Genomic DNA, 25,213 nt, shown 5'->3' with positions numbered 1-25,213 from the left:
GACTGGTACTGACGTCTTGCGGATAATAAAGCATGCCGAAACGTGAAGGTCAGTAAACCACTTTAGCCAGACTTCGTGCATGGTAGATGCTGGCCAGTCGCAAATTTCAATCGGTCATGCCCGATTTCAAATGAGAGGGTGAGATGTGAATCGGGGTATAATATAATTGGTAAGATATGTGCCCCCGAACCGATCCTGCAGAACACGAGGTGCTCCGATGTTGTGGATTTGTCGCGGTGCTGTTTTCAGTTTGATCTGCTGCTGTTTGGCTATGCCTCTCGGTGCAGAGGAAACTTTTCCGAATGCACGGAAGCCGGCGACGGATGAGGAGCTGAAATACTGGCTGGAAAACATGTCGCTGTATCATCATTATTCGCTGGATGAAATGCAGCAGGCGACCGGGCTTTCGAAGCCGGAGATCAAGTCGGCACTGAAACGGTTTGAACTGCAGGAGCGACTCGCACCGGAGCGTAAGCCTGCGGATATCTTGACGGTGAAGCCGTATCCGGGCGGTCGGCATCCGCGGATCGGTTTTCTGGAAGGGGCGATCAATCCCCAGCGAGAGACGAAGATCTCCGTGTTTGCCCCGTGGGATCCAGACAGCTATGTCGTGCTGGATATCCCGGAAGCGATCTGGTCGAACCTGGGTCTGACGTACCTCGCGCACACGCATGTGCCTACCATCTGGTCGCGGCAGAACAAGGAACTGCCCCCGCAGGAATGGTCAGTTCATCAAGACGGATCCATGACAGCGCGACGTCGACTGCCCAACGGCATTGAATTTGGAACGATCGTTTTACCTCATCAGAAAGCGGTGCTGATGGAGATGTGGTTGAAGAATGGTACCGATGAGCCTCTTTCCAAGTTGCGAGTGCAGAACTGTGCGATGCTGAAGATGATGGACGGCTTCACCCAACAGAGCAATGACAACAAGGTATTTCGCGCACCGTATGCTGCCTGCCGGTCTGCCAAGGGCAACCACTGGGTGATCATGGGGTGGACTCCCTGCTTTAAAGCGTGGGGGAATCAGAAGTGTCCCTGCCTGCACTCGGATCCGATTTTTCCTGACTGTCCGCCGGGAGAAATCAAACGGGTTTACGGTATTCTCACGTTTTATACCGGGACTGACATCGAGGGCGAGTTCAAGCGGCTGGAAAAAGAGAACTGGAAGAAATACCTGATGGAGCGCACGTTTTAGACGCCGGCTCCTGTTTTGGTGTTCCGGCGGGCGAGCAGTTTTTCCAGACGTGAAATCAGATGCTGCGGAGAGAGTTGATCGCCGTCTACTTTGATCGTTTCCATCACCGCATCATTCTCCGGCGTTTGTACCAGTAGCACGACGCCCAGTGGAGAGAGTGAATCATAATATCCCTGCCAGGCCTGGAACTGTTCCTCGGAGAGGCTGGCGAGATCAATGCGATAACAGGCAACCGGATGCGTGCGCAGGAACTGCAGCATGGCAGGATCGCGTGAGTACAAGTACTCAAAATATGCAGACGACAGATCCCAACTCGCCATGGCGCTGATCAGGATGACTTTGCCCTGTTCCATGTCACGCTGGATGTGTGGCAGGGAATATTCCTGCCAGTCGATTTCTGTCTGTTGAGGCGGCGGAACCAGAAAAAAGAGCGATGAAACTGCAATCAGACAGGCCAGAAAACAGGCCAGCAGATTTTTATGATAAAAAAATGAGTTCCGACTGGGCATTTTGTAAGCTTCCCGAATTAAATCATTTTCATCTGAACCTGTTGTTGTCATCATACTTGTGATTCAAGCGGATAGAACTGCCTATTTTGACAGAGAAATCCGCTTTGGGATAATCACAGGAAATTCATCGAACCTTGTGTGAAGACTCGTCGTCTCACCGTTATAATATATTAACACCAGTCTTAAGCCTCAATTCAGTGAGGCACATCGGTCCAATGTTCTGTGACCCGCCGTTTCTTTCTTTTGAACAGGGGGCTCTCTTATGAAGTATCAACTCGTTCTGCAATTCACGGGAACTGTAATTCCTGACTATGATTCACTGGTAGACCTGGAGTCGGTGCTGATTGAACAAATTCAGGAAGATGGCAAAGCGACCGTGGACGGACACGATTTCGGCAGCTCGCAGATGAATCTGTTTCTGACCGTGGATGATCCGGAAAACGTCTTGAACCGCATCCGTGGAAAGATTAAACATCCGCTGATGGAACGCGTGCGTGCCGGCTATCGGAATGTGACTGATAATACATTTCGCGCCATCTGGCCGGAATCGCTGCATGAATTTTCTGTGAAGTCAATTCAGGCCTGAGCGAGTTACGCTTTTAAACTGATTTTAATCTTCCTCTACTGGTCGATCACTACAAAACAGGACGAAACATCCGTCGGGTGACATCGACAGACTGAGCAGTTTCTGATCCTGCTGTCTGGGTTCCAGCCTGCACGGCGGCCCCAGTTCGGTCAGGTTGAGGACGTACAAGGCAGTTCCTTCCGGAGTGCGCCCCGTAAAGACGCAGGTTCCCGTTTTTTCTGAGTAGACGGGGCAACCGGGAAACTTCAATGCGTGGTTGACTCGCCGGTACCAGGATCGGCTGCTGCTACTTACCGCAGACACTGTATTTGATAAACGGATACCGGGCTTTGACCTCGTCGCTGAGTACAGCGGATTGTTCTGAACCAATATCACACCATTTGAGTTCGCGTAACTCGGGCATGGTGGCCAGGAGTGTGAGTCGTTTATTGGTCAGTGACTGCGGGTATTCGATTTCGAGGGTCTCTACATGGGAGAGCCAGGGAAGCAGGTGCGCTGATTCATCAGAGAATGACAGAGTTCGCACAGAGAGTTGCTTGAGTGCGGGCATGCGGGCCAGGTAAATCAGAGTTCGCTGATGCAGGTTCAGGTTACGACAGTAAAAAGATTCGAGTTGGTGGAGTCGCGTGAGTGGTTCGAGTGCATCAATATCGGGTAGTCTGACAGGAATGTGTACCTGCTGCAGATTCGGAAAGGCAGAGAGCAGTTGCAGTGCTTTGCGGGCCTGTTTGCCTTTGAGATGCTCTCCCGTGTCCCACCCGATGGTCAGCGAGCGGAGCTGCGTATTCTGCACTGCGAGACGCTCAAGCAGATATTCCATCTCTTCCGGGGAGCCAGAGGGAACTTTAAGCACTTCCAGATTGGGGGCCAGGGCCAGTGCGTCGGCGAGTTTCTGGCGGGGAATGCGTTCCCGGATGGTCCAGCTTTTCAGACGCTGATGATCCCCTTTTGTGAGGAAGTGATACATCATGTCCTGGCTGACTTTTCCGCAGTCGACTTCCAGTTTGACCAGCGATTCACAGCCGGCCAGTTTTTTCCAGAAGCGTCCGACTTCTTTGGGCTCCAGATGGATCTGCAGTTTGAAGTCTTCCAGTTCGGAGAGATTGAGCAGTTGCTCTGCAGCGATGGTGGACATCTTCTGATCGCCGAAACTGAGGTGCAGGCGACGGAGCTGCGCGAGTTCTGCAATGTGCTTCAGTGCTGTATCATCGAGATGCGAATGCAGGATTTCCAGATCGGTCAGTTGGGGGAGATCGTGAAGTGCCTCGTACCCGCGTTGGCTGATGCGACAGTAGGAAAATTTGACGCCGTGCAGTTTTTCAATCTTTGTCAGCGTTTCGACACAGGCTCCCAGTTCCGGATTGGATTGATCCCGGGTTCCATAGAACCAGATACGAACCGGGAACGGGAGTTGATTAATATGAGGAATCGCGTTGGTGAGTGCTTCGGTGTGGTTAAAGACTTTCTTGCCGTCTACCGTTTTCTGCGGATTGCCGACCCAGATCGAAAATGGCTCATCATTACGCGGAAACCAGATTGTCAGTTTCTGGTTGCGGATCTGCTGATAGATCCGTTCCAGCGCAGGGTCCTGCCAGGTTTCTGTTTCGTGGGAATGCGAGGCACCGGCGGTTTCCGTGATATGCGGGACCCGGCTGGCGAGGATCCGATTGATCTCTTCGAGTTTCCTGGTCCGTTCCAGCACACGAGGATCGGACTGCAGTTTGAGAGGGGGCGCAGGAGAGTCCTGCTGTTTGTCGGCGACGGCGTTTTGTGTTGAGTCAGCACTCAACAGAAAACAGCCGATCCCTGCCAGCGCAATCACCAAGATCGTTGATACTAAAGTCAATTGTCGAAACATAGCCCGCTCTCCCTCTGCCTGCTTCTGAATCCTGACTCAGAAAGTTCCAGCATCGTTTTGAACTGCTCCTTTACAGGAGCCCCAAATAAAATGTCCCCTCAAATCACTTCATTTCACTAACTGATTGTACACAGCAAAACAGTTGTTGTCCGCCCAGAGTTTGAAGATTTTTTCACACAGATGTCCAAAGAAAACGGGAGACATCATATCCTGTTCTCCTTCAAGGATTTACAAATGATACAGCTGCAAGCCAGACCATAAGGTATTCCCCTCCTTTTCCGTCTCAGCTTTTTTTTGAAAAATCCTGTAACAGCTGCTGCGGTTTTGCGCCTGGTAGTCAGTAGAGGACACAAATTCATTTTCTTTGAGGGGAGACTTTGAATGACAACCAGCTATACCACACTGATCATTTCTGAAGATCGGACCGCCGCTTTTGAAAACCAGCTCCAGAACAAGATTAACCAGGGGAGCCTGGCTCTGCTGGTCGCGCTGGGGTATCGAACGGGACTGTGGAAAGTCATGAGTCTGCTGGAGCATGCCACAAGCAGTGAGATTGCAACGGAAGCTGGTCTCAAGGAAGCTTATGTCGCCGACTGGCTGACGGCCATGCAGGGAGGTGGGCTGGTGGAATACGATCCGATCTTTCAGACATACCGACTGCCGCGAGAGCATGCGGAAGTATTGACCGGCTCCGCTCAATACGAGGAGAGCCTGCGCTGGTTGACACTACTGGGGAAACTGGAGAACGAACTGGCAGAGAGTCTTCGCGCGGGAGCACCACTAACAGACGAAACTCGTGAACGGATCCTGCAGGCACAGAGCGCGGAGCGCACGACGTCGTTTACGAATCAATTGTTTCAGCAGATCCTGCCTTTGATTCCCGGGTTGATCATGCAACTCTGCGAGGGCCTGGACGTACTGGATCTGGGTTGTGGCGACGGGAGACTGTTACAGGAACTGGCAACCGCGTTTCCGGAGAGTCGGTTTGTGGGCTATGATCCGTCGGCCAAATTAATTGCACAGGCACGGGAAAGTGCCGCAGCACAGGGTCTGGAAAATGTCGCGTTCATCGAACGCGAGCTGACAGCCATTCATGCGATCAATGCCTTCGACCTGATCACTGTGTTTGATGTCACCGTGGCGCCGCAGGAACGGGAAGAGATGCTGCAAGCCGTCCAGACGGCACTCAGGCCTGATGGTACGTTGCTGTTGAGAGAACTGGCCTGTTCGCACAGCCGGAAAGAAAATCTGCAGCACCCGCTGTCGGCTTTGCTGTTATCCATCTGCAGTCTGCGGAATCTGACCGGAGCAGAACGTCCATCAGCGGTTAACGAACGCGGTAGAGACGCGTTGCGCGAGAGTCTGGAAGCAGCAGGGCTGGGGAAGCTGGAATACCGCCTGCTGCCCGAGGATGTACTGCACGAGTATTATATCGCGCGACCAGATGTGGCTGCGGAAACGGAGCTTAGCGCTGAAACAGCTTTTTAGAAAGCTCTTCGTAATAGCGGGCATCGGTCCCGCCATCCGAGGCATGCAGGTGCAGGATGCCGGGATCGATAAACACCAGCGCGGGCTGTTCGTGTGCGTGTTCATCCGTGGCTTTAAGCAGGTAGTTAATATCCGTGCGACTCAAACGGTGTGTTTTACACAAATCGTAGAACAGTCCCTGGGGAGTATCGGCGCTGGCCCTCCGCTGGATCTGCAGGTTTTCCCAGAGATAGAGTCCGAGCCAGATGGAACTGATGATAATCGTCGCGGTGATCAGTAACCAGTTTTCCTGGAGGACTCCGCGATTGCGAAAGGCACGCGAAACATCATCGGTGTGACCGGCGAGGGTCAGAAAGAAATCAGAGGACATAGATTACTCTCCCTTCTCGGTTGCTGATTGGTCAGCGGGTACTTCTTGAGACTTTTCCGGAACCCGCAGCGCTTTAATGGCGACCTCGCGGACGCGTGTGTTCTCATCACCGACCAGGTGGAGCAGTGCCTGTCGGGCTTCGGGGGTGGAGAGCGTGCCCAGGATCTCGGCGCTGGTGCGGCGGACCAGTTCATCCGAATCTTCAGTGAGTGCTTGCAATGCGGGAACCACTTCTCCATGTAACTTTAAGACCTGCGCACAGCGGGCGGCCTGAATCCGGCGTTTCTTCAACGGATGTGCCATGGCCCGACTCAAATCGATCAGACAACGGGGATCGAGTTTGAGCAACAGTTTACCAACAGAGGGACAGACCTGGGGACTGAATTCTTCAAAGTGCTCCAGTACGAAATCGACGTCGAAACTTGCGAGCTCGCGGCGAGCGGCTTCCCGAACTTCTTCGATGGGGCTGTCGATTTTTTCGACCAGCAGATTCATGGCATCCGGGACGTGCTGCGCGCGAAGCTGGCAGGTCGCCCAGGCCTGTTGCACCGGATCTTCGGAATCGAGATTTTCCAGAACCATTTCGGCAACCTCAGCGCGGTCGGGATTGCGGAGGATCGAAATCGCGGCTTCCTTGGCAGCGGGGGTTCCATACTGCAGCATCCAGCGCTGTGCCTGTTTCTTGCTCGGCAGATCCAGGTCGAGCAGACTGATCAACCGAATGACGCTGGTCTGTAATACCGGGGGAATTTTAGTGAAGTCCTGGTGATCGGCTTCGAGCCAGACAATCTTGCCAATCTGCCGGAAGTTGGTCTGCTGCAGTTCGGAGGGATGTTCGGGCAGCCAGCGGAGCAGGTGCGCGATGAACTCGGGATCTTCGCGACTCGCAAGTGCTTCCAGAGCCTTCGTGTTGGGATAGCTTACGCCAGTGAAATCACAGATAAGCTGCATCACGCCGACATGCTTACTCTCGTGGAGGACTTCTTCTGCCAGCCGTCGCGTCTCCGGATCGGAGTGCCAGAGAATCTTACGAATGGCGGCGTCATCGACATTGCCGAGGATCAGCAGGCTTTCCATAATCTCTGCCGGCCGATCGAACTCGGAGAGATGTTCAGAGGCTTTCATCAGCGAACCGAGGATCTCGCGGCGGATCTCTTTGGCATTCTTCAGGAAGGAGCGGGAGTAAGCCGAGTCGACCGAGCGATCGAGAAAATGCTCGTACAACAGACCGATCAGGTGGCGGAGTGTCTGTGTAGCCAGGTCGGGTTGATGATTGACCAGCCGCTTGTTTTCAAACAGATCGATCAGCGCGGGGATCTGCCTGAAATCGTGGTTGACGCGGACGAACTCCAGGCCACAGTACTGCAGTTCCCGGTTGCCGTGCAGCAGACATTGACGGATGGCGGCATCAAGGGCTTTGGTATGTGTTTCCAAAAGCTTGCGGACAGAGGGCGAGTGGGTGGCATACCGCCGGATGACTTCGACCAGACCGCGGGCACTCTGCTGCTGGAGCAGCGCAAAGACAGCCTGTTCCTGGATCAACTCGTCTTCGACGTCGAGTGCCAGGATCAAGGCGTTGATCGCATGCGAATTTCTGCTCTGCGCCAACAAGTCAAAGGTTTTGGTAATTGAGGAGGCCATGCTGACTTGAGATCAAATTAAGTGCCTGGATCTGCCAACGCAGCGCAAACCCGGGAATAAGAGCCAGGGGTTTGTCCCCTGCCCGACACCGGCGCAGCAACTGCGCATTTCCTGCCCGCTATCTTTTAATATCGAGAATCAGAGGCGGTCCGCTGTAACCAGAGTGTTTTAACCCTGCTATGCGGCATAACCGTTACACTTGCGGCAGGAAGGCCTCAAAAAAAAGGCAGCGACACAGAAAAGGGTGTCGATCTGTCAACCCGTCTGCAGATGCTGCTGGAGGAAGGCAAAAGACTCGCGCAGGACATCGGGGGCCATGTGACTGTGTCGGCTGAGTTCGACGTGCAGTCCTCCCTGATAGTCAATCTGTCTGAGGCCGGCGAATACGTCGTCGAAGTCGATCTCCCCTTCTCCGAAGCGGAGGTGATCGTGCTCGCCCTGTCGCATATCTTCGATGTGGATGTTAAAGATGCGCTCACGCCAGGGTTTGAGATATTCGCTGATGGGCAGCTCCCCCATGCATTGCAGATGACCGATGTCGACGGTCAGTCCGAAACAGGGATGATCGACCAGGGTGAGCAATTCCTCGAAATCAGCGAGTGTCTCGATGAGCATGCCCGGCTCCGGTTCGAATGCCAGACGCACTTCTTTGTCAGCAGCGTAGTCGATGACCTCCTGACAGCCGGCAGCTAACCTGTTGAGTGCTTCAGCGCGGGGCAGGTCTTCTTTCAACTGACCGGCCCAGAATGAGACGGCGTCGGACTGCAGAGCTGCGGCCAGATCAACACAGCGTTTGAGAAAGTCGATGCGGCGGCCCCGCTCTTCCGGGGATGGACTGACGAGCGTCGGCTCGTGTTTGACGCGGGGATCCAGCAGGAAGCGGGCCCCGGTTTCGATGACCGTGGAGAGCTGACATTCCTGCAGCAGCTGCTGCGTCGCTGCGATCTGCCGGGGGAGGTCGGGAGCAAACGGATTGAGCGTGTAATGATCGACGGTGATCGCGGCGGAGGTATAACCGGTCTCGGCAATCAGGCGGAGGGCATCGTCCCAGCGATGGAAGGCCAGACCGTTGGTGTTAAATCCCGGTTTCACGTCTCAGTTCTCCGCAGCGGATGTCAGTCGAATGCAAACGGCCCTCGTTATGTAACGAGGGCCGGTAACAGACTTTCAATATAACGCGATCAGGTTCAGTCAGCCAGTGGCTTCACCTTGATGTTCTTGTAGTAAACCACGCTCTTGGGATCGTGTGCCTGGAGAGCAAAGCTTCCCTTGTCTCCCAGTGAGGGTGATCCGGTGGCCCCTTCGGGTTCGGTGTAATCGATCACGGTTTCGTCGTTGATTTTGACAATCACGTGACGACCTTTGACGATAATGTGCTGCGTCCACCATTCGTTATCTTTGGCGGGTGTCTTGAAGAGTTTGACGCGGTTGTAGAGGCTGCCGGTTTTGACCGGGTCTTTGTGACTCACATTGACCTGCGATTCGTATCCCTGAGTCGGCCAGCCTTCTTCCTGGAATTTGGTGTGGAAGAAGATACCAGAGTTGCTGCCCGGGGTGGTTTTGACGTCTGCTTTGAATTCAAAGTTCTTGAACTCTTCTTCGGTGAAGAGATGCGAACGCTTCCCGGTGACGACGATCACGCCATCTTTGACTTCAAAAGGGCCCCCTTCTGCAATCTTCCAGCCGGTGAGATCTTTGCCGTTGAAGAGGTCAACCCAGCCATCAGAGGAAGCTGCGTTGTTATCACCGGAGCAGGCAGTCGTGCTGCCCAGAACGGAGGAGATCACCAGGGCTGCCATCAGACCGGTGAAGACATTGAAGTAAGACTGCGAGCGGTATTTGTTCATTGTGGGTATCACTCCAGGAAGCGGATCAGAAATAGGAGACAGTTCTTTGCTCAGTTTCTATATGCTACGCAGGCGTTGCACCCGTTAAAAGGAAACAGAGCACTTCCCGGCTATTTTTCCGAAAAGTGCTCTGCCTGTGTAAAGTATCTTTAGTAATTCAAGCCTGCTTACAGCTTGGGAAGTTTGATTTCCTTGCCGACTTTGTCATAGCGCGGGTCACGGAAGTGTTCTTCGAAATACATGCCGAAACCCTGATTGAGCTCGTATTGTGCCCGTTGTGCCCAGGGGGTACCGGGATGTTCTTTGATCACCAGCTTATACTGGTCTTCCGCTTTTTTCAGCTGCTTATCCAGTTCTTCCGGGCTGACCTTGGTGAGTTTGACCTGTACCGGATCGGGGGGCAGCATTTTTTTACCACGTCGCACATTCCAGGTGTTACTCTTCTGATCCTTGGGAGCAGGCATGTTTTTGGCATGCGAGTCCATGGCCAGGCAGTACTGGAACAGACGAACGCGGTAGGCCAGACACTGTGCCAGTGTCAGGTCGTAGGCAGCACGCCAGCGGGAGGATTTTTCCTGAGCCCGCAGCGGTTCGATGTCTTCCAGAATGTCGACTGCTTTCTGCAGAAGGCCCATAGCGCGGATGGCCTTGGGAACTTCCTTGCTGCCAGTTTCGTAAAATTCTTTCTTCTTCAGTGGATAGTAAAGTTCCTTGATATTCAACTGCTTATCCAGGTGCGGATTGAGCGTGACGATCACCTTCCAGATAGAAGACCGGAACTTGCTGGCTGAACGGGTAGCATCGTATTCACGACGTGAGAGTAACAGCGGCTGATACTCTTTCATATCCTGGAAGCGGAACTGCCGCTCCTGGTTACTGCCGGCACCGGCCAGACGCTGTTCTTTGCCGGGCAGTACGAAGAAGATGCCGCCGGTTTCACGGGCGATGCGAACCTGCTCGTAAGGTCCGAATCCGGCCGAGAAGGAATCCCAGCGACCGTGCAGACCATCGTATTGCAGAGACTCGGGGAATGCGGTTTCCGGTCCCCGGTTAATCTGAATCCAGTGATCCAGATTGTAAACCGGATCGCGCCAGCGCTGACGGGCGTAGGGATAACCGAAGACTGACTCGCGTCCCAGAATGTAAATGGGAGACTTGGCCCGCTTGGCCCGGGTAATGACTTCTTCGACGGCGGCCCCGTCATCGCCGGACTCGTCGGTCACACAGACGATACAGAGACGGCGGTCCGTTTTACGAGCCATGGTACTGTATTTGTCGATCGTGGCCGCGACCGTCTGACACATGTTTTCCAGACCGGTTTCATCAATGGGAATTTTGCCGATGGCATCCTGAACTTCTTTGACGTCCACGGTCGGTTTTGGGGTATGCACATGCACGGTGGCCCCGTAGCTGAGAATGGTCGTCAGCAGGGTCTGGTCCCGTTCGCGGGTTTTCTTTTCCTGTTTGGCGGCGATACCGAGTTCGCTGTAGATCTTATTGAAGTTCTCAGAAATTTCTTTCTGGTCGTCTTTCATACTTCCCGATTCATCGAAGAGCCAGACCACCAGAATTTTCTCTTCCCGCATGATGCGGATCAGTTCTTTGGAGATGCGGCTCATGGCGGTGCCATAACCTTCGACGACCGCACCGACTTCACCGGTGACTTCACCGACGCCGAGGTCTTCGCCCAGGATGTCATCGCCGGGCGCTGTGATTTCGCCGGCATTGATTTTAATTTCCGGTTCTTTGAGACTCTCAGAGGTTTCAATTTTTTGAGAGGATACCGCGGTTGACGTTGAGGCGCCGACGTTCGTCGAGACCATGCCACCGGAGGTCACACTCAGGTTTTCAGAGACTTCGAGATTGGTTTCCAGAACCTGTTCGAACTCCGCCTGATCGCGTTCATCATCGAAGATGGTTTCGATGGCGACCTCGGGCTGGTTGTCGGTGAGCTGATGATGGATCAGTCCCATGCCGACCAGAATCACAGCGTGAACGATCAAAGACGTAAAAAAGGCTGAATAGTCTCGCGCTTGAGCCATCAGTAATAATCCCCCCGGCACTTTCTCAGCGAACTGCTTTCAAAGTGTTGTGCCTGCTTTGTTTCGGCGTTGGATGTTGCAGAAACGAGTCTTGAAAAATCAGTTGATATGATATGTCAGAAACCTGAGGCTCCTGCAATCTCAGGAGCCTCAGTATAAAACTCAAGTAATGTCGGTATAGTCAGTTAGGTAAATCAGATTTTCAGCGGTTTGTTTCCGGAAATACCGCGTTTCTTCAGCGCCTCTCTCTTCTTACGCTGTTCTTCTTCAAAACGTGGGTTCGGTGTTCGGACCCGGTTACCGCTGCTGTCGAGGTTCATCTTCATTTCCTGCCACTTCCAGCCCAGCGGTTTTTCCAGTTCTTTGGCGGCCAGATAGGACCAGGGAGTTCCCGGATGTTCGTCAATCACGCCGTTCAGGAGTTCCATGGCCTGTTTTTCCAGTTTGCGTACGGTCGGGCTGGAACGAGCGTCTTTGGCGGCCACCAGTCTCCAGGCGTTGTTGTCTTTTTTCTCGAAGACCTTGGGATTGCTTTTCATTTCGGCGAGGATCGTGTTGTATCCGTGAGCACGTGCCTGGTTGGCCAGGACGCGGCCCAAGGCCAGATCGTAGTTGGCACGCCAGCGGGGTTCTGTGATTTTCTTACGATCTTTGAGCCCCTGTTCCAGCATGACCTGCAGTTCATTCAAGCCGTAGCTGAGCTGAGAGACCGGCTTCTGGGCTTCAGTAATCGCCTGCCTGAGAACGTTATCGGTATTGGCAGGAAATTCCAGCGTGGGCTGCGGCAGTCGACGGTCAGAAAGTCGAGTTGCCGCGGCTGTTCGGACGAGCGCCTGCTTAGCCATGTTTTGTGTGAGCATTCGCTCGTAATCGCGAATGGAGATGTAATCGGGATGGTAGTCCCGCATATCGGCTGCATCAAAGTTGGGAGTCGTGTCTTCGGTGATGAAGTAGATCCCGTTGGTTTCCGCACAGAGACGTGTCAGTGCGTAGGGACCGTAGCCTGAGCTGATCTGACGAATGTCGTAATCGGACTGACCCCAGAACGGCAGTTTGATACGCTCGGGCAATACAGTTTCCGGTCCGGATTGCTGAACGGCAGGAACTTCAATACCAGGTTCGATAGGGAACTGGATGACCACTTCCTGTTGACCAAAGGGAGAGGCGTTCCCGACGACGTAGCATTTAATGCCGTTACGTTTGGTGAGTAGAATGGTTTCTTCCAGGTTCTGAACGGCGTCAGTGCCCGCTTCATCGGTCACCACGATGATCATCATGTTGCGGCGGCTGGAGCGTTTGTAGGACAACCAGCGTTTGGAGACCTGGTTCACAGCGGCGAAGACGTTTTCATCACCGGAGGTATCTTCTTTGATCGAACGGATCTGGGAAACGACTTCTTTGACATCACTGACCGGATCTTTGGTCACGAACTGGGTCGTCGCACCAAAGGCGGCGACAGCGGTTTTGAGTGACGCTTCATTCTCGGCGGCTTCAAGAATGCCCAGCTGTTTATAGACGTTTTCAAAACGATCGGCGATTTCATTGCGACGCTGACTGACTGAAGGTGAAACGTCGAACAGCCAGACGACCAGCAGTTTTTTCTCTTTGACCGCGGCAGCGATTTCGAGGGTCAGACGATCGATGGCACCTGCCACTCCGCCCGGACGGTCGGTTTCACCGGTGACTTCCACGGCAGCCGTCAGTTCTTCCTGGGCGGGCTGAGTCAGGTTGTCATCAAAGACCGGTTCGGGAGTTTCGATATCGTTTTCCAACTGATCCTTGAGTGCTTCCTGTTGCTCTTTGGCTGAGACAGGAGCAGCCGCCATGGAGGGGGCCAGAATCTCGGTATCGCCGGCTGAACCGACGACGTCCTGAATGGTGGGATCGAGTTTGAAAACGTTGTCGTCCAGTTCTTCGATGGACGAAATAATCGCATTTTCCGAATCGAGCAACGTGATGCGGGTGATGCTTGCCAGGACAAACAGAATCAGCAGGTGGACCCCGAGACTGATAAACCAGGCGGGAACTTCTTTCATATTGAGCCAGCTGCGTTGTTCGACGTCGACAATTTCTTCGACATGAACGTCTCTCGTGGAATTGGCAATACTCACGGTCTGCTCCTTGGGATGAGACTGTAATTCAAGCACGCGCTTTGTACGTCTGCACGGAAAACACTGTCACCTACAGGCTGCACGGATACCGCAGCCCGCAACTGACATCAGTTAACATTGATGATTATAAGAAAATCCGTCCATCAATGGTGCGTCAAATGTCAGATTTTACCCCTGAAGAGAGACAAATACAATCATTGCCCTTCCAGACCGCACAGAAATGTATCCATAAGTACACTCTCCTGCACGTCGTACCCATCACGTGCTACCAGATTAACCTCAAAACCAGGCTTTGCATTCGTCTTTATTTTTGCATTCTGCAATAATTTAAGCCGATTGACGAACTGTAAGAGTGCCCCCTGTGACTCCCGTTTTATGAATCCGGGGCTGTTAAACACACTATTCTGACTCAGATCTGGTATCACCTATGTCCTTTGATTGGTTCACCGAGTGGCTGCCCTTCACGTTTTATTACCTGATGGCGCTGCTGCTGTTCCTGGCGAACTTCGCTGCCTGGGCCTCGATTCTGTTTCTGATTCCGGGCAACTGGATCATGGTCTTTCTTTCAGCGTTGTTTTACCTGTTCATGCCTGAGGATAGTGGGAAGGGAATTTCTCTGACGGTGCTGGTGATCGCGATTCTACTTGCGGGACTGGGAGAACTGGTTGAAGCGCTGGGCAGTTCAGCGGGGGCTGCGAAAAAAGGGGCCAGTCGGCGGGCGATGATCCTGGCGTTACTGGGGACGTTTCTGTTAAGTGTGATCGGCGCGACGGTGGCGACTCCCGTGTTTCCACCGGTTGGAACGGTCGTGGGTGCGATTCTGGGGGGCGCTGCAGGTGCTTACCTGGGCGCTTACCTGGGTGAAGCCTGGAAAGGAAACCTGGATGTGGACCGCATGGAGATCAGCCGGGCTGCGTTTGTGGGACGTCTGCTGGGCGTAGTGGGAAAGCTGGCGATCGGTGTCGTGATCCTGGTGATGCTGACGATTGACTCGCTGATCTGAATGGCTGTCGCACGAGGGAAATAAAAAAGGCGATCTCCCTCTGCAGAAAGAGATCGCCTCTCGCCTTCAATCTGTTCTGGAACTGTCAACTTCTATCCTGTCGAACCTGCAGCGACCCATTGCCTGAATCGGGACGCATGCGCCCGGACAACGATTGCCTGTCACTGCGGTCTGATAGATTACTCTTCCAGATCAAAATTGATTTCATTGCCGCCCTCTTTGACTTCGGCGGTGAGACCGGAAGTCTTGGGGCTCATGCTGTACTTTTCCGGGATCAGTGAAAGATCCACATTCGCCTCTGCCGATTCAGCCGGAAGATTGGAGGTATCCCGTTCCGAGATGACCATGACTCCGTGCTTGCCGATGGTGGCGCCATCCCCTTTACTGTAAGTCGTCAGGGTGTAGGTGCCGTCTTCCTGAATCTCGCCGGTGGCGGACTTGCCTGGTCCAACCGGAATAAAGGTGACGGTTCCCATTTCGAGAGGCTCACCTTTGTAAGTCACTTTGCCGTGCACTTCTGCCGTCTCCAGCTGATCTGAACCGCCGGAGCAGCCTGCCTGCGCAAGCAGCAGCAGGCAGAGTGTGGCTAGTGAAAATTGCTTTAAAGAAAAAGTTGCGTTCATTTATATCCTGTTCCTGTAGAGTCTGATAAATGTTTCTGAATCTGATAACAGCAAAGCGGCGCGATTAAAACTCGCCGATCACTTCGCCGGTGGCACGGGTGGAAAGGCCTTTCAACAGATCCAGACTGGTGCTTTCAGACAGGAACCGGACGCTGCCATCACAGAGCAGCATATGCGCGCCGCCGACGTGCTGACTGCGCCAGCCGACACCATACTGACTGTGACTTCCCGAACCGATGGGATACTGCATCAGCTTGGTGTCGATCATCAGGTAACCGTCGGAGCCGTAGTAGTAGGTCGCCCAGGTCCAGGGTGCGATGTCATCCCAGCCCCCCTTGGAACCGCTCCAACCAATGTAGCTGGACAGTTCGCCGAGCAGGAAGGTGTTGGTGGTACCGTCGGTGATGTCGCGCATCCGGGTTTTACAACCGGGATAGAGGACCCCTGAAGTTCCGTAGTGCCGACTCGAATTGGAACCGTTAACGAAGCCAACATCAACGGAACCGCCATTGCCGCGGTAGTGCAGCGAGCCGTCATTCCCAGGATTGCCACCCCAGCCAGTCGAGTAGTCGGTAGCCCGTTCACCAATTTCCGAAGAGGGACAGCAGAAGACCGCAATCGGATCGGTAAACAGGTTTGTATCTCCGTTGTGAGGAGACGTTGTGAAGCGATAGGGCTGGATGCGGGTCAGTTCTCCCAGCGAGGTCATCTGGTTGTAGCGGGGCGCCTGATCGATATAAGGCAGAATACGGGCAGCCCAGCCGGTCAGATAACCTGAGCTATGGAAGTACCCCGTGGGGAACATGGTGAAGTTGTCGTGATAGTTATGAAACGCCAGTCCGAGCTGTTTCATATTGTTTTTACACTGGGATCGCCGGGCGGCCTCACGGGCCTGCTGAACGGCGGGCAGTAACAGGGCGATCAAAATCGCAATAATGGCGATGACGACCAGGAGTTCAATGAGCGTGAAAGCACGCCTGCGGGTTGTGGATACTTGCATGAAATTCTCTCGCGTTGGGTAGAAGAATAAAATAGATAAGTACGATTTTAAAATCGCCGACGAGACAACATTCCCTTGAGCGGGGGAAGTGATTCGTATCAGCCGGAAGAACTCCAGCTGTCTTTATTAAGAATTATTAAGATATCTACTCTGATATTAATAACGTTTTTTAACAATTCAATCTTTATTTATTCAAAATCCGACATTCTGACGGTGTTTTTTACCGAACACACATATCGCAACATGTTTATTTATTGATATTTGCGTTCTGACTGTCTTAATGCATCTCCGCTTGTGAGGTATGCAAACCGCGGCTTGCGATCACTTACCCCACACACACCCCATATAACGCATAGCCCCCACTGTTAAGTAGAAACAGAAAAACACTACGAATACACCTGCATCTCAGATTGCCGGGACGACTACTCTAAATCGTCAGCTGACGCGAAACTGTTGCAGCTCTAGCGTGTTTCATGGGGAACTGCGCTACCTGAACTGACTTGAGCCTGCGACAGGACTCACGTCCCATGAATCACTGGAGAACCAGATGCACCGAGACCGCCTGACATTCATCGCGATTCTACTTACATTGACCGTCGTCCTGAGCGAATCCGCTCTGGCCCAGCAACCCCGCCGCGGTGCACCCCGCTGGGTCCGCGAACATGCGGACGTGCATCGGAACCTGGAATACGCGGAAGTGGATGGGAAGCCTTTGTTGCTTGATTTGTATCTGCCGAAAGACGTCAAACAGCCTCCCCTGCTCGTCTGGATTCACGGCGGTGGCTGGCGAAGTGGCGATAAAGGCCGGGGCGGGATTCTGGTTCCCCTCGGTCTGCAGAACGGTTATGCCTGTGCGAGCATCAATTATCGCCTGAGCGGCGAGGCAACATTCCCTGCGCAGATCCATGACTGCAAAGCCGCCATCCGCTGGCTGAGAACCCATGCGAAAGAGTACGGATACGACGCAACCCGCATCGGCGTAGGCGGTTCTTCTGCCGGTGGTCACCTGGTTGCCCTGTTGGGAACCAGCGGGGGCGACAAACAGTTGGAAGGGACGGTCGGCAAACATGCGGATCAATCGAGCCAGGTTCAGGCGGTGCTCGACATGTGGGGACCGACTGATTTTCTGCAGATGGATGCCCACGCTCTGCCCGACGCCCGCTTCAAACACAACGATCCCCGATCGCCGGAATCGTTGCTGCTGGGCGGACCGGTGCTGGAGAACAAAGACAAAGTCGCACAGGCCAACCCGATCACTTACATCGATAAACAGGATCCGCCGTTCCTGATCATTCACGGCTCGAAAGACCCGCTGGTGCCCGTGCATCAGAGTCAGTTACTCGACTCGGCGCTCAAAAAAGCGAAGGTCCCCGTGCAGTTGATTGTCGTCGAGGGGGCCGGGCACGGCGGTCGGGAATTCAATACTCCTGAGACCAACGACCGCATCGTGAAGTTCCTCGATCAGCATGTGAAGCAGGCTCCCCGGCAGAAAGCGGGTAACTGATCTTTCCTGCGTCCGGGAAAACAGATTTCCGTCTGGCTTTACACTTGCGCGACGATTCCTGAGAATGAAACCTGTTTCAGCAGTCTGCGGACAGATTGTTTTGAGTCTGTGCCGCGGCTGAAGTTTCTTAAGCGCGCCCCTTTTGGATACAGGAACACAATGTACTTTTTATCTCCGCGATCGTTACGCTGCACGGGACTGGTTTTTACGGTATGTACTCTACTCGCAGGTTGTTCCGGTACACCTGAGGATCAGCCTGATACCGCATCGGTAAAGGGACTGGTTGTCATGGAAGGGGAACCGATCGAGGGAGCGGTCGTGACGTTTGCTCCCGAAGCGGGGCGTCCTTCGACGGGTATCACAAACAGCCAGGGGATCTTCGAACTGTCTTATAACCCGACGACCAAGGGAGCCAAGATCGGCAAGCATACGGTTCGCATCTCGACAGCACGCTACGTCGAAAATCCGGATGGAACCACGACCGAAGTGAAAGAGGTCATTCCTGCCAAGTACAATGAGAGCTCGAGTCTGACGGTGGAAGTCAAACCCGGGGAAAACGATTTCCCCTTTAAGCTGGACAAGGAATGAGTTGAGGACTGAGACTGTCCTGTAACAGTTTCCAAAACAAGTTAAACGATAAGAGCTCCCTGGCGTCTGAATACCAGGGAGCTCTGTTTATGTCACACAGAAGCAAAAGTTACTTCGGCTTACCATTCACCGATGACCTGACCATCGTTGATGACGGCCAGTCGGAAGTAGGTGCTGGTTGCGGAAGAAATGGTGCCTGGGTTATTGGAAGCATCCATGTTTTCGCTGGCGAAGCGAACAGCGCCATCTGCCATGAGCACATGCACGCCGCCTTCATGCAGACTGCTGGGACCAAACTGATAACCGGTGCCGTTGATCATGGACCAGCCGACACGTGCCTGAACCAGACCGTAACGAATGTTTTCGAAATTATTCGGTGTCGAAGCACAGGGAGTGACTCCTGCCCAGATCGAACCGATGTGGTTCGTGCCGGCAGCGTCGTTCACGGTGGTTCTTTCTGTGAAGGCAAACGTGTTGGAGAGACCGTCGGTAATGTCGCGGATCCGGGTTTGACTGTTGTGATAGAACATACCGTTCGGCTTCGCGGAGGAGTTACAACGATAGTCACCGTTGCCATTGAAGCCGAGGTAGTTGGACAGACCGATGGCCACGCCACTCACTCTGTTGTCTGCGTTCTGAGCCGGGTTGGGATCGGCACTGGACGGGCAGAGGTAGGCGGGCAGAACCGTACGCACATCGGCGAGTACGGTGGTGTTGGTCAGATCCATGGGCCTGTTGGGGCTGATTTTATTGTAGAGCGGAGCCTGATCCATGAAAGGGAGGATAAACAGGTTGCACAACCAGCCGTGATCGTTAATGAATCCGGGTGGGAAGACGCGGTGTGTTTCGTTGTAGTTGTGCAGCGCGAGGCCAATCTGCTTGAGATTGTTTTTACACTGACTGCGACGGGCCGCTTCGCGTGCCTGCTGGACGGCGGGCAGTAAGAGGGCAATCAGAATCGCGATGATGGCAATCACCACCAGCAGTTCGATCAGGGTGAAGCCGCGTTTGCGGACGGTGGGTGCAGATAGACTCATAGCGCTGTTCCACTTTAAATGGAGTAATACGGGCGAGAAACATTACGACAGCAACATTGAAGCTTAGAAGGCAGGAAAATCAGGTGGGACTCTCAGCAACCTTGCATCAGTGATATGGTATATGTGAAATCGGTCTATTGCAAGGAAGAAGTTACAGGCAGGTATTCAGAAGGGCACGTGCTGGATATGTTAGGATTGCTTTGAAATTGATGGAATGTATGGGGCTGAAGAGACACTTCAATATGCTTCAAACTTGCCGCGGCGTGACTTTACCGCGAATGGTTTCGGCCAGATTTTGCATTTGACTTCGCCGGTAAAGGTGCGGCCCAGGAAGGCGGTCATGCCCATTTCGAAGAGTTGACAACGATTGTCGCGACCGGCACAGACCACAACCGGCCACTTGTTGCGGGCGCCGCGGGTTAACCAGAAGAGGTAATTTCCATTGTCATCCTGTCCCCAAGGTAACAAACCTGGTGACTCAGGGTAGATGTCATAGGGAACAGGATGATCCTCAGTCTCCCGAAAGTGTCTTTGCATCCCACATACTTTCTCAACCCGTTTCTGCAAACACGTATATTCGTCTCGGGAAAAGGGATTATAAACGTGTACGAAATCACCCAGGACACCACTGCCGAACTTCGCGACGTAGCGTTTGTAATCATCGGGCAGTTGCAGGCCGAGCTTCTTTTCGACGGCGGCCCAGTTCGGTTTCGCAGGCACTTCTTTTGGCTTGTCCGGGGGTGTGACAATTTTTAACAGTTCGCTGAGTGCCATGTAGCTGACCTTTGCGCTTGTGAGTCGATACGAATCGAGAACATTTGAATATTGTAATCTGGCTCCATTCAGAGAGGAAGCAGCTTTGCTTCTCTCCCGGCGGGCCACCACACAGGGTGGCCCCTACAGCTGGTGCTGGTGAGGATTGATGAATCGATTTCGTTTAATTTCTCTGCGACCTCCCGTTGCCTGCGACAATCTCAGATTGTATCCGAGACCACCCTCTGAGCTGTTTCCTGTCACTGGCTTTTCGTGTTTTTTGTGCATTTCGTGGTTCTAAAACATCACCGTTCCCCACGGATTCCTACAATTCCCGGTGGAAACCCTTCGCGCTGCCGAACTTTCGCTGCATAATGCGGGTCCTTCTGCTTACTATTGTGCGTTTCCCTGTTTTGTCTGTTGATGTGTGATGTCCCGTGGTGATTCAAATTCAACTGCTGCTGACGCTGGTGCTGCCAGTGAAGATCTGAATGCTGCGCTGAAAGAGCTGCCCGGGCTGATCTCGCAGGCGATGGTTGTAGATCAGTTTCGGTTTTCACAACGGCTGCGGTCGATCCGGCAGGCGAAGAAGAACAAAAAGCCGTTCGACAGGAATCTGCAGCGGCTGCAGGAAGAACTCAAGAAGTCGCTGGCCCGAAGGGAGGAGCGGCTCAAGCTGCGACCCGAGATCAAGTTTGACGGCAGTCTGCCGATCCATGACGAACTGGATCACATCAAACAGACGATCGCCGACAACCAGGTGGTGATTATCTGCGGGGAGACCGGCTCGGGGAAATCGACGCAGTTACCCAAGCTGCTGCTGTCGATGGGACGGGGAATCAATGGCATTATCGGTCACACCCAGCCACGACGAATTGCCGCCCGTTCGGTGGCGGCCCGCATCTCTGAAGAGCTGGGACGGGAACAGGGAACCGCCTGCGGTTTTAAAATCCGCTTCACCGACACGACGAACCCGAACACTTACATTAAGCTGATGACCGACGGGATTCTGCTGGCCGAAACGCAGAACGACCGTTTTCTGAATCAGTACGACACGATCATCGTCGACGAAGCACACGAACGCTCGCTGAATATCGACTTTCTTCTGGGCTACCTCAAACGCCTGCTCGCGCAGCGGCCTGATCTGCGGGTGATCATCACATCGGCCACCATCGACGCCGAACGTTTCAGCGAGCACTTTGCATCAAGCACAGGGCCAGCGCCGATTCTGAATGTCTCGGGGCGAACGTATCCGGTGGAGATTCGCTATCGGCCCTTTGATGCGGAGTCGGACGATAAGGGACAGGGCAAAGGGAAAAACAGTAACCGCGACGAACAGTCGCAGCTGGCGGACGCGGTGAATGAACTGGCGGCGATTGATGACGGCGACATCCTGATCTTTGTGGCGACCGAGTGGGATATCCGCGAGACGGCGAAGCTGTTGCGAGGTCGCTCGATCATCGGTGATGACGGCGGAAGACAGACGGAGATTGTGCCCCTCTACGGGCGACTCTCGACGGCGGAACAGAACAAGGTCTTTCGCCCGTCAACGTATCGCCGGATTGTGATTGCGACGAACGTGGCCGAATCGTCGATCACAGTGCCGGGCATTCGCTACGTGGTTGATACGGGGCTGGCCCGCATCAGCCGGTATTCGAGTCGGTCGCAGGTGCAAAGGCTGCCAATCGAAGCGGTGTCGCAGGCGTCTGCCAATCAGCGGGCCGGTCGTTGTGGTCGTGTCGCGCCGGGGATCTGTATCCGGCTTTACAGCGAAGCGGACTTCAACAGCCGCGATGAATTCACGTCTCCGGAAATTCAACGGACCAACCTGGCTTCCGTCATTCTGCAGACACTGAATATGAAGCTGGGAGCGATTGAAGACTTTCCGTTTATCGATCCTCCGAAGCCGGCGGCGATTCGCGACGGTTACAACACGCTGTTTGAACTGGGGGCGATAGACGAACAGAACCGGCTGACCGACATCGGACGGCAGATCAGTCGACTGCCGGTCGACCCGCGAATTGCGCGAATGATTCTGGCGGCTCATGATGAAAACTGTCTGCATGAGATTCTGGTGATTGCGTCGGCCCTGGAACTGCAGGATCCACGCGAGCGGCCGATCGATAAACAACAGGCGGCCGACGAAGCCCAGGAACAGTTTCGCGATCCCGATTCGGACTTTCTGAGCTTCCTCAAGCTGTGGGACTTTTATCACAAGCTCAAAGAGGATCTGTCGCAGAGCCGGTTGCGGCGAGCCTGTGTGCAGAATTTCCTGTCGTACAATCGGCTGCGGGAATGGGCGGACATCTTTCGGCAGCTGCGTCAACTGGTCGAAGAGACGGGGCTCAAACCGCATCCGCGGAAAGACGACTCGGCGGCGATTCACCGGGCCCTGCTGCCGGGCCTGTTGTCGAACATTGCCATGCGGTCGGACACGCACGAGTACACGGGCTCCGGCGGGCAGAAGTATTTCCTCTGGCCCGGGTCGGGGATTTTTGAGAAGAAGCCGAAGTGGGTCATCTCGGCGGAGCTGATCGAAACGAGTAAGCGGTATGCCCGCACGGTTGCGAAGATTTCGCCAAACTGGATTGAGCCCGCGGCACCGCACCTGGTGAAAAAGACCTGGAGCGATCCCCGCTGGAACGGGGATGCGGCGTCCGCGATGGCCACGGAAAAAGTGACGCTGTTTGGTCTGACCATCGTGCCGGGACGTGCGGTGCATTACGGCAAGATCGATCCCGAACAGTCACGAACCCTGATGCTGCAGTATGGTCTGGTCGAGGGAGATATTACGCTCAACGTCGACTTCCTGGCGCACAATCAGAAGTTTATGAGCGACCTGGAACAGCAGCAGGCAAAGTCGCGGCGATACGACCTGATCCCTTCGCAGGAGCAGCTGTTCGCGTTTTACGATGCTCGGATTCCGGAAGACGTCTATGACGGCGTAAGCCTGAAGAAGTGGTGGAAGGTCGCCAAACGCAAGACGCCGACACTGCTCAACATGCGGCTGGAGGACTTCTTCGACGCACAGGCGGAGGAGGTCGACGAGACCGAATTCCCGAACGCACTCAAGATGGGGAAGATGCAGTTTCCGCTGGAGTATCACCTGGAGCCGGGAGCCGCGGAAGACGGTGTGACCATTTCGATTCCGCAGGAGAGTCTCAATCAGCTTTCCCCGCAGCGACTGGGCTGGCTGGTTCCGGGGCTGCTGGAAGAAAAGGTGGCGGCGATGATCAAGGCGCTGCCCAAGTCGGTCCGGCGGATGCTGGTGCCGGCACCGGAGACGGCGAAGCAGGTCGTGAAGCAGCTGGAGTTCGGCAAGGGTTCGTTTGAAGAGAAAGTCGCGACGCTGCTGTCCCAGATTTCGGGAGAGCGGATCACGAAAGAGATGTTTGAAACCGAACGGCTGCCCCAACATCTGCAGATGAATATCCGCGTGCTGGACCAGGGGGGCGATGCGATCGCCGTCAACCGGAACCTGACGCAGTTGCGACAGGAATACGGTTCGAAAGCGGCCAGCAGTTTCTCGGCACTCTCAGATGACCACTGGAGCCAGAGCGGGTTGACCGACTGGTCGTTCGGCGATTTTCCAGCCGAGGTGCAGATCGATCACGATAATCTGTCGCTCACCGGATTTCCAAGTCTGGTGGATGAAGGGAAGTCGGTGATGCTCTGCCTGCGGGATGCGCCGGAGCGGGCCGCCTATGAGACGCGGTTCGGATTGCGGCGGCTGTTTGTGCTGGCCGAACATCGACGATTGAAATCACAGGTGGAAAACATCCCGGGCCTGGAACGGATCTCACTGTATGCCGCGGGGATCGGCGGGATCAATCTGCGGGAGCAACTGGTCGAGCTGCTGGCGGAGCGGGTGCTGTGCGGACAGAAAGAACGACAGCCGCGGTCCGAGGCCGAGTATCGTCAGTTGATCAAGGAATGGCGGAACCAGATTCCGGTTGCCGCACAGGATCTGGCGGCACTGTTGCCGACACTGTTTGAGCAGTATCACAAAATCAAGATCACGCTGGATAAGACCAAGGTTCCCGCCTGGAATGAACCGCTGGCCGACATGCGGGCGCAGTTGAATGCCCTGATCAACGCCCGCTTCCTGGTGAATACGCCCTACCCTTGGCTGCAACAGATTCCCCGTTATCTGCAGGGTATTGAAATGCGGCTGAGTAAACTCGGGGGGAGCGGACTGCAGCGGGACATCGCGAATATTCGCAGCATTTCGCGGTACATTGAAATGTACGCCCAGCGGGCTCGACAGCATCATGAGCGGGAGATTATTGATCCGCAACTGATCAAGTTCCGCTGGCTGCTGGAAGAATTCCGCGTGTCGCTGTTCGCCCAGAAACTGGGGACGGCGCTGAAGGTGTCGCCGAAGATTCTGGATCAGCAGTGGTCGCTGGTGCGGGATTGATTGCGGATTTGCTACCGCGAAAGACACGAAACACACGAAACAGGTGATCTGGTTCGATGCTGATTTGTGGTGGGATCGCGGTTGCTGAATCGAAGGTTTGAACTGACTGTTTCCTGCTCGCTGCGCTCGGCCCGAATTACATTCGGGCTTACCCATTGATTCAGTAATCGGTTGTCTTTGCACACTGCTTATCTTCACTACTGCATTCTTTTCATCTGCGTGGTTCTGAGTGCCGTTGCTTATAATTCGCTGGTGACGGACGGTGTGAGTGGTCTGTCTGTTATTTTCTGAGCGGTACGGTTCCAAGCAGTGTTTCTTAATTCGAATGCTCCAGACCAAAGTTGTTTCAACCGGGGTTAACGCACTGCGGCTAAGTTGGCTTTTCTGTTGTTGGAGTGCTGAGAACAAAAGGAACAGCAGTCCCTCGGCCACAATGTGATTCCTCGGAAGTTGACACGCTTAGATCACCGCCAGGCGGGCAGGCACACAGGCCAGCCCCTTGTATCTACTCTTGACTGTCTGCAGTTCTTTGATTTGATAGGCAGATAAAGCCAATGCTTCCCGCCTTTAAAGGCGGGAAGCATTGGTGGCGAGTGTCAGATCGTGTCTGCCCCTGGTCTTAAAGACCGATTCGT

At 54.1% G+C, this 25,213-nt stretch carries 19 protein-coding genes; 7 read left to right on the top strand and 12 right to left on the bottom strand.

Going from position 1 to position 25,213, the window contains the following annotated elements:
- Positions 1–271: 271 nt before the first annotated feature.
- Positions 272–1,198, top strand: a complete 927-nt coding sequence (locus RID21_RS19325; RefSeq protein ID WP_350191676.1) for a hypothetical protein — start codon at positions 272–274, stop codon at positions 1,196–1,198.
- Here RID21_RS19325 and RID21_RS19320 read toward each other — a convergent pair.
- Entirely contained in the window at positions 1,195–1,707 is a 513-nt protein-coding gene (locus RID21_RS19320; protein ID WP_350191674.1) for a hypothetical protein, read from the bottom strand. The genes RID21_RS19325 and RID21_RS19320 overlap by 4 nt on opposite strands.
- Before the next feature lie 262 nt (positions 1,708–1,969).
- Here RID21_RS19320 and RID21_RS19315 point away from each other — a divergent pair, with 262 nt between their 5' ends.
- Positions 1,970–2,293: an ABC transporter gene (locus RID21_RS19315; RefSeq protein ID WP_350191672.1), complete on the top strand. Its 324-nt coding sequence runs from the start codon at positions 1,970–1,972 to the stop codon at positions 2,291–2,293.
- A 286-nt stretch (positions 2,294–2,579) separates the two neighbouring features.
- Here the strand turns inward: RID21_RS19315 and RID21_RS19310 are convergent, their stop codons facing one another.
- Entirely contained in the window at positions 2,580–4,151 is a 1,572-nt protein-coding gene (locus RID21_RS19310) for a hypothetical protein (protein WP_350191670.1), read from the bottom strand.
- A gap of 381 nt (positions 4,152–4,532) precedes the next feature.
- Between RID21_RS19310 and RID21_RS19305 the strand changes: the two genes are divergently transcribed.
- Positions 4,533–5,639, top strand: a complete 1,107-nt coding sequence (locus tag RID21_RS19305; protein WP_350191668.1) for a class I SAM-dependent methyltransferase — start codon at positions 4,533–4,535, stop codon at positions 5,637–5,639.
- On the opposite strand, the gene RID21_RS19300 is transcribed toward RID21_RS19305, so the two are convergent.
- The 6 genes from RID21_RS19300 to RID21_RS19275 all read right to left on the bottom strand — a co-directional run bounded on the left by RID21_RS19300 (position 5,617) and on the right by RID21_RS19275 (position 13,650).
- On the bottom strand, positions 5,617–6,009 hold the full coding sequence (locus RID21_RS19300; protein ID WP_350191666.1) for a hypothetical protein: 393 nt from the start codon (positions 6,007–6,009) through the stop codon (positions 5,617–5,619). The two genes, RID21_RS19305 and RID21_RS19300, sit on opposite strands and share 23 nt — an antisense overlap.
- A gap of 3 nt (positions 6,010–6,012) precedes the next feature.
- A complete protein-coding gene (locus RID21_RS19295; RefSeq protein WP_350191664.1) occupies positions 6,013–7,650 on the bottom strand; it encodes a HEAT repeat domain-containing protein in 1,638 nt (545 codons plus the stop codon).
- 255 nt (positions 7,651–7,905) lie between these two features.
- Positions 7,906–8,742, bottom strand: a complete 837-nt coding sequence (locus tag RID21_RS19290) for a sugar phosphate isomerase/epimerase family protein (protein WP_350191662.1) — start codon at positions 8,740–8,742, stop codon at positions 7,906–7,908.
- A gap of 95 nt (positions 8,743–8,837) precedes the next feature.
- Entirely contained in the window at positions 8,838–9,497 is a 660-nt protein-coding gene (locus RID21_RS19285) for a 3-keto-disaccharide hydrolase (protein ID WP_145192050.1), read from the bottom strand.
- A 167-nt stretch (positions 9,498–9,664) separates the two neighbouring features.
- A complete protein-coding gene (locus tag RID21_RS19280; protein ID WP_350191660.1) occupies positions 9,665–11,539 on the bottom strand; it encodes a vWA domain-containing protein in 1,875 nt (624 codons plus the stop codon).
- Between the two features lie 194 nt (positions 11,540–11,733).
- Complete coding sequence (locus RID21_RS19275) at positions 11,734–13,650, bottom strand: vWA domain-containing protein (protein ID WP_350191658.1); 1,917 nt, start codon at positions 13,648–13,650, stop codon at positions 11,734–11,736.
- 427 nt (positions 13,651–14,077) lie between these two features.
- Here RID21_RS19275 and RID21_RS19270 point away from each other — a divergent pair, with 427 nt between their 5' ends.
- Entirely contained in the window at positions 14,078–14,653 is a 576-nt protein-coding gene (locus RID21_RS19270) for a DUF456 domain-containing protein (RefSeq protein ID WP_350191656.1), read from the top strand.
- Positions 14,654–14,832: 179 nt separating this feature from the next.
- Here the strand turns inward: RID21_RS19270 and RID21_RS19265 are convergent, their stop codons facing one another.
- Positions 14,833–15,276 carry a hypothetical protein gene (locus RID21_RS19265; RefSeq protein WP_350191654.1) on the bottom strand — a complete coding sequence of 148 codons (444 nt, stop codon included), beginning with the start codon at positions 15,274–15,276 and terminating at the stop codon, positions 14,833–14,835.
- Between the two features lie 64 nt (positions 15,277–15,340).
- Positions 15,341–16,276 carry a DUF1559 domain-containing protein gene (locus tag RID21_RS19260; RefSeq protein ID WP_350191652.1) on the bottom strand — a complete coding sequence of 312 codons (936 nt, stop codon included), beginning with the start codon at positions 16,274–16,276 and terminating at the stop codon, positions 15,341–15,343.
- 547 nt (positions 16,277–16,823) lie between these two features.
- On the opposite strand from RID21_RS19260, the gene RID21_RS19255 reads away from it, so the two are divergent.
- Together RID21_RS19255 and RID21_RS19250 are read left to right on the top strand one after the other, a co-directional pair.
- Positions 16,824–17,780, top strand: a complete 957-nt coding sequence (locus RID21_RS19255) for an alpha/beta hydrolase fold domain-containing protein (RefSeq protein WP_350191650.1) — start codon at positions 16,824–16,826, stop codon at positions 17,778–17,780.
- Positions 17,781–17,939: 159 nt separating this feature from the next.
- The gene (locus RID21_RS19250; RefSeq protein WP_350191648.1) at positions 17,940–18,368 is read left to right on the top strand and encodes a peptidase associated/transthyretin-like domain-containing protein; all 429 of its coding nucleotides are present in this window, start codon (positions 17,940–17,942) and stop codon (positions 18,366–18,368) included.
- A 119-nt stretch (positions 18,369–18,487) separates the two neighbouring features.
- On the opposite strand, the gene RID21_RS19245 is transcribed toward RID21_RS19250, so the two are convergent.
- Together RID21_RS19245 and RID21_RS19240 are read right to left on the bottom strand one after the other, a co-directional pair.
- Positions 18,488–19,405, bottom strand: a complete 918-nt coding sequence (locus tag RID21_RS19245) for a DUF1559 domain-containing protein (RefSeq protein ID WP_350191646.1) — start codon at positions 19,403–19,405, stop codon at positions 18,488–18,490.
- Positions 19,406–19,642: 237 nt separating this feature from the next.
- On the bottom strand, positions 19,643–20,179 hold the full coding sequence (locus tag RID21_RS19240) for an SMI1/KNR4 family protein (RefSeq protein ID WP_350191644.1): 537 nt from the start codon (positions 20,177–20,179) through the stop codon (positions 19,643–19,645).
- 409 nt (positions 20,180–20,588) lie between these two features.
- On the opposite strand from RID21_RS19240, the gene hrpA reads away from it, so the two are divergent.
- Entirely contained in the window at positions 20,589–24,578 is a 3,990-nt protein-coding gene (hrpA, locus tag RID21_RS19235) for an ATP-dependent RNA helicase HrpA (RefSeq protein ID WP_350191642.1), read from the top strand.
- The last annotated feature ends 635 nt before the right edge of the window (positions 24,579–25,213 follow it).

It is taken from the genome of Gimesia sp. (genome assembly GCF_040219335.1).
GTDB lineage: Bacteria > Planctomycetota > Planctomycetia > Planctomycetales > Planctomycetaceae > Gimesia.
Note: the sequence above shows the minus strand (reverse complement) of the source record. Positions and strands in the feature narration are given on the sequence as shown.

Bases quoted from the DNA above. Each gene is read 5' to 3' on its own strand.
- RID21_RS19325 (WP_350191676.1), top strand. From the start codon at position 272: ATGCCTCTCGGTGCAGAGGAAACTTTTCCGAATGCACGGAAGCCGGCG.
- RID21_RS19320 (WP_350191674.1), bottom strand. From the start codon at position 1,707: ATGCCCAGTCGGAACTCATTTTTTTATCATAAAAATCTGCTGGCCTGT.
- RID21_RS19315 (WP_350191672.1), top strand. From the start codon at position 1,970: ATGAAGTATCAACTCGTTCTGCAATTCACGGGAACTGTAATTCCTGAC.
- RID21_RS19310 (WP_350191670.1), bottom strand. From the start codon at position 4,151: ATGTTTCGACAATTGACTTTAGTATCAACGATCTTGGTGATTGCGCTG.
- RID21_RS19305 (WP_350191668.1), top strand. From the start codon at position 4,533: ATGACAACCAGCTATACCACACTGATCATTTCTGAAGATCGGACCGCC.
- RID21_RS19300 (WP_350191666.1), bottom strand. From the start codon at position 6,009: ATGTCCTCTGATTTCTTTCTGACCCTCGCCGGTCACACCGATGATGTT.
- RID21_RS19295 (WP_350191664.1), bottom strand. From the start codon at position 7,650: ATGGCCTCCTCAATTACCAAAACCTTTGACTTGTTGGCGCAGAGCAGA.
- RID21_RS19285 (WP_145192050.1), bottom strand. From the start codon at position 9,497: ATGAACAAATACCGCTCGCAGTCTTACTTCAATGTCTTCACCGGTCTG.
- RID21_RS19280 (WP_350191660.1), bottom strand. From the start codon at position 11,539: ATGGCTCAAGCGCGAGACTATTCAGCCTTTTTTACGTCTTTGATCGTT.
- RID21_RS19270 (WP_350191656.1), top strand. From the start codon at position 14,078: ATGTCCTTTGATTGGTTCACCGAGTGGCTGCCCTTCACGTTTTATTAC.
- RID21_RS19265 (WP_350191654.1), bottom strand. From the start codon at position 15,276: ATGAACGCAACTTTTTCTTTAAAGCAATTTTCACTAGCCACACTCTGC.
- RID21_RS19260 (WP_350191652.1), bottom strand. From the start codon at position 16,276: ATGCAAGTATCCACAACCCGCAGGCGTGCTTTCACGCTCATTGAACTC.
- RID21_RS19255 (WP_350191650.1), top strand. From the start codon at position 16,824: ATGCACCGAGACCGCCTGACATTCATCGCGATTCTACTTACATTGACC.
- RID21_RS19250 (WP_350191648.1), top strand. From the start codon at position 17,940: ATGTACTTTTTATCTCCGCGATCGTTACGCTGCACGGGACTGGTTTTT.
- RID21_RS19245 (WP_350191646.1), bottom strand. From the start codon at position 19,405: ATGAGTCTATCTGCACCCACCGTCCGCAAACGCGGCTTCACCCTGATC.
- RID21_RS19240 (WP_350191644.1), bottom strand. From the start codon at position 20,179: ATGGCACTCAGCGAACTGTTAAAAATTGTCACACCCCCGGACAAGCCA.
- hrpA (WP_350191642.1), top strand. From the start codon at position 20,589: ATGTCCCGTGGTGATTCAAATTCAACTGCTGCTGACGCTGGTGCTGCC.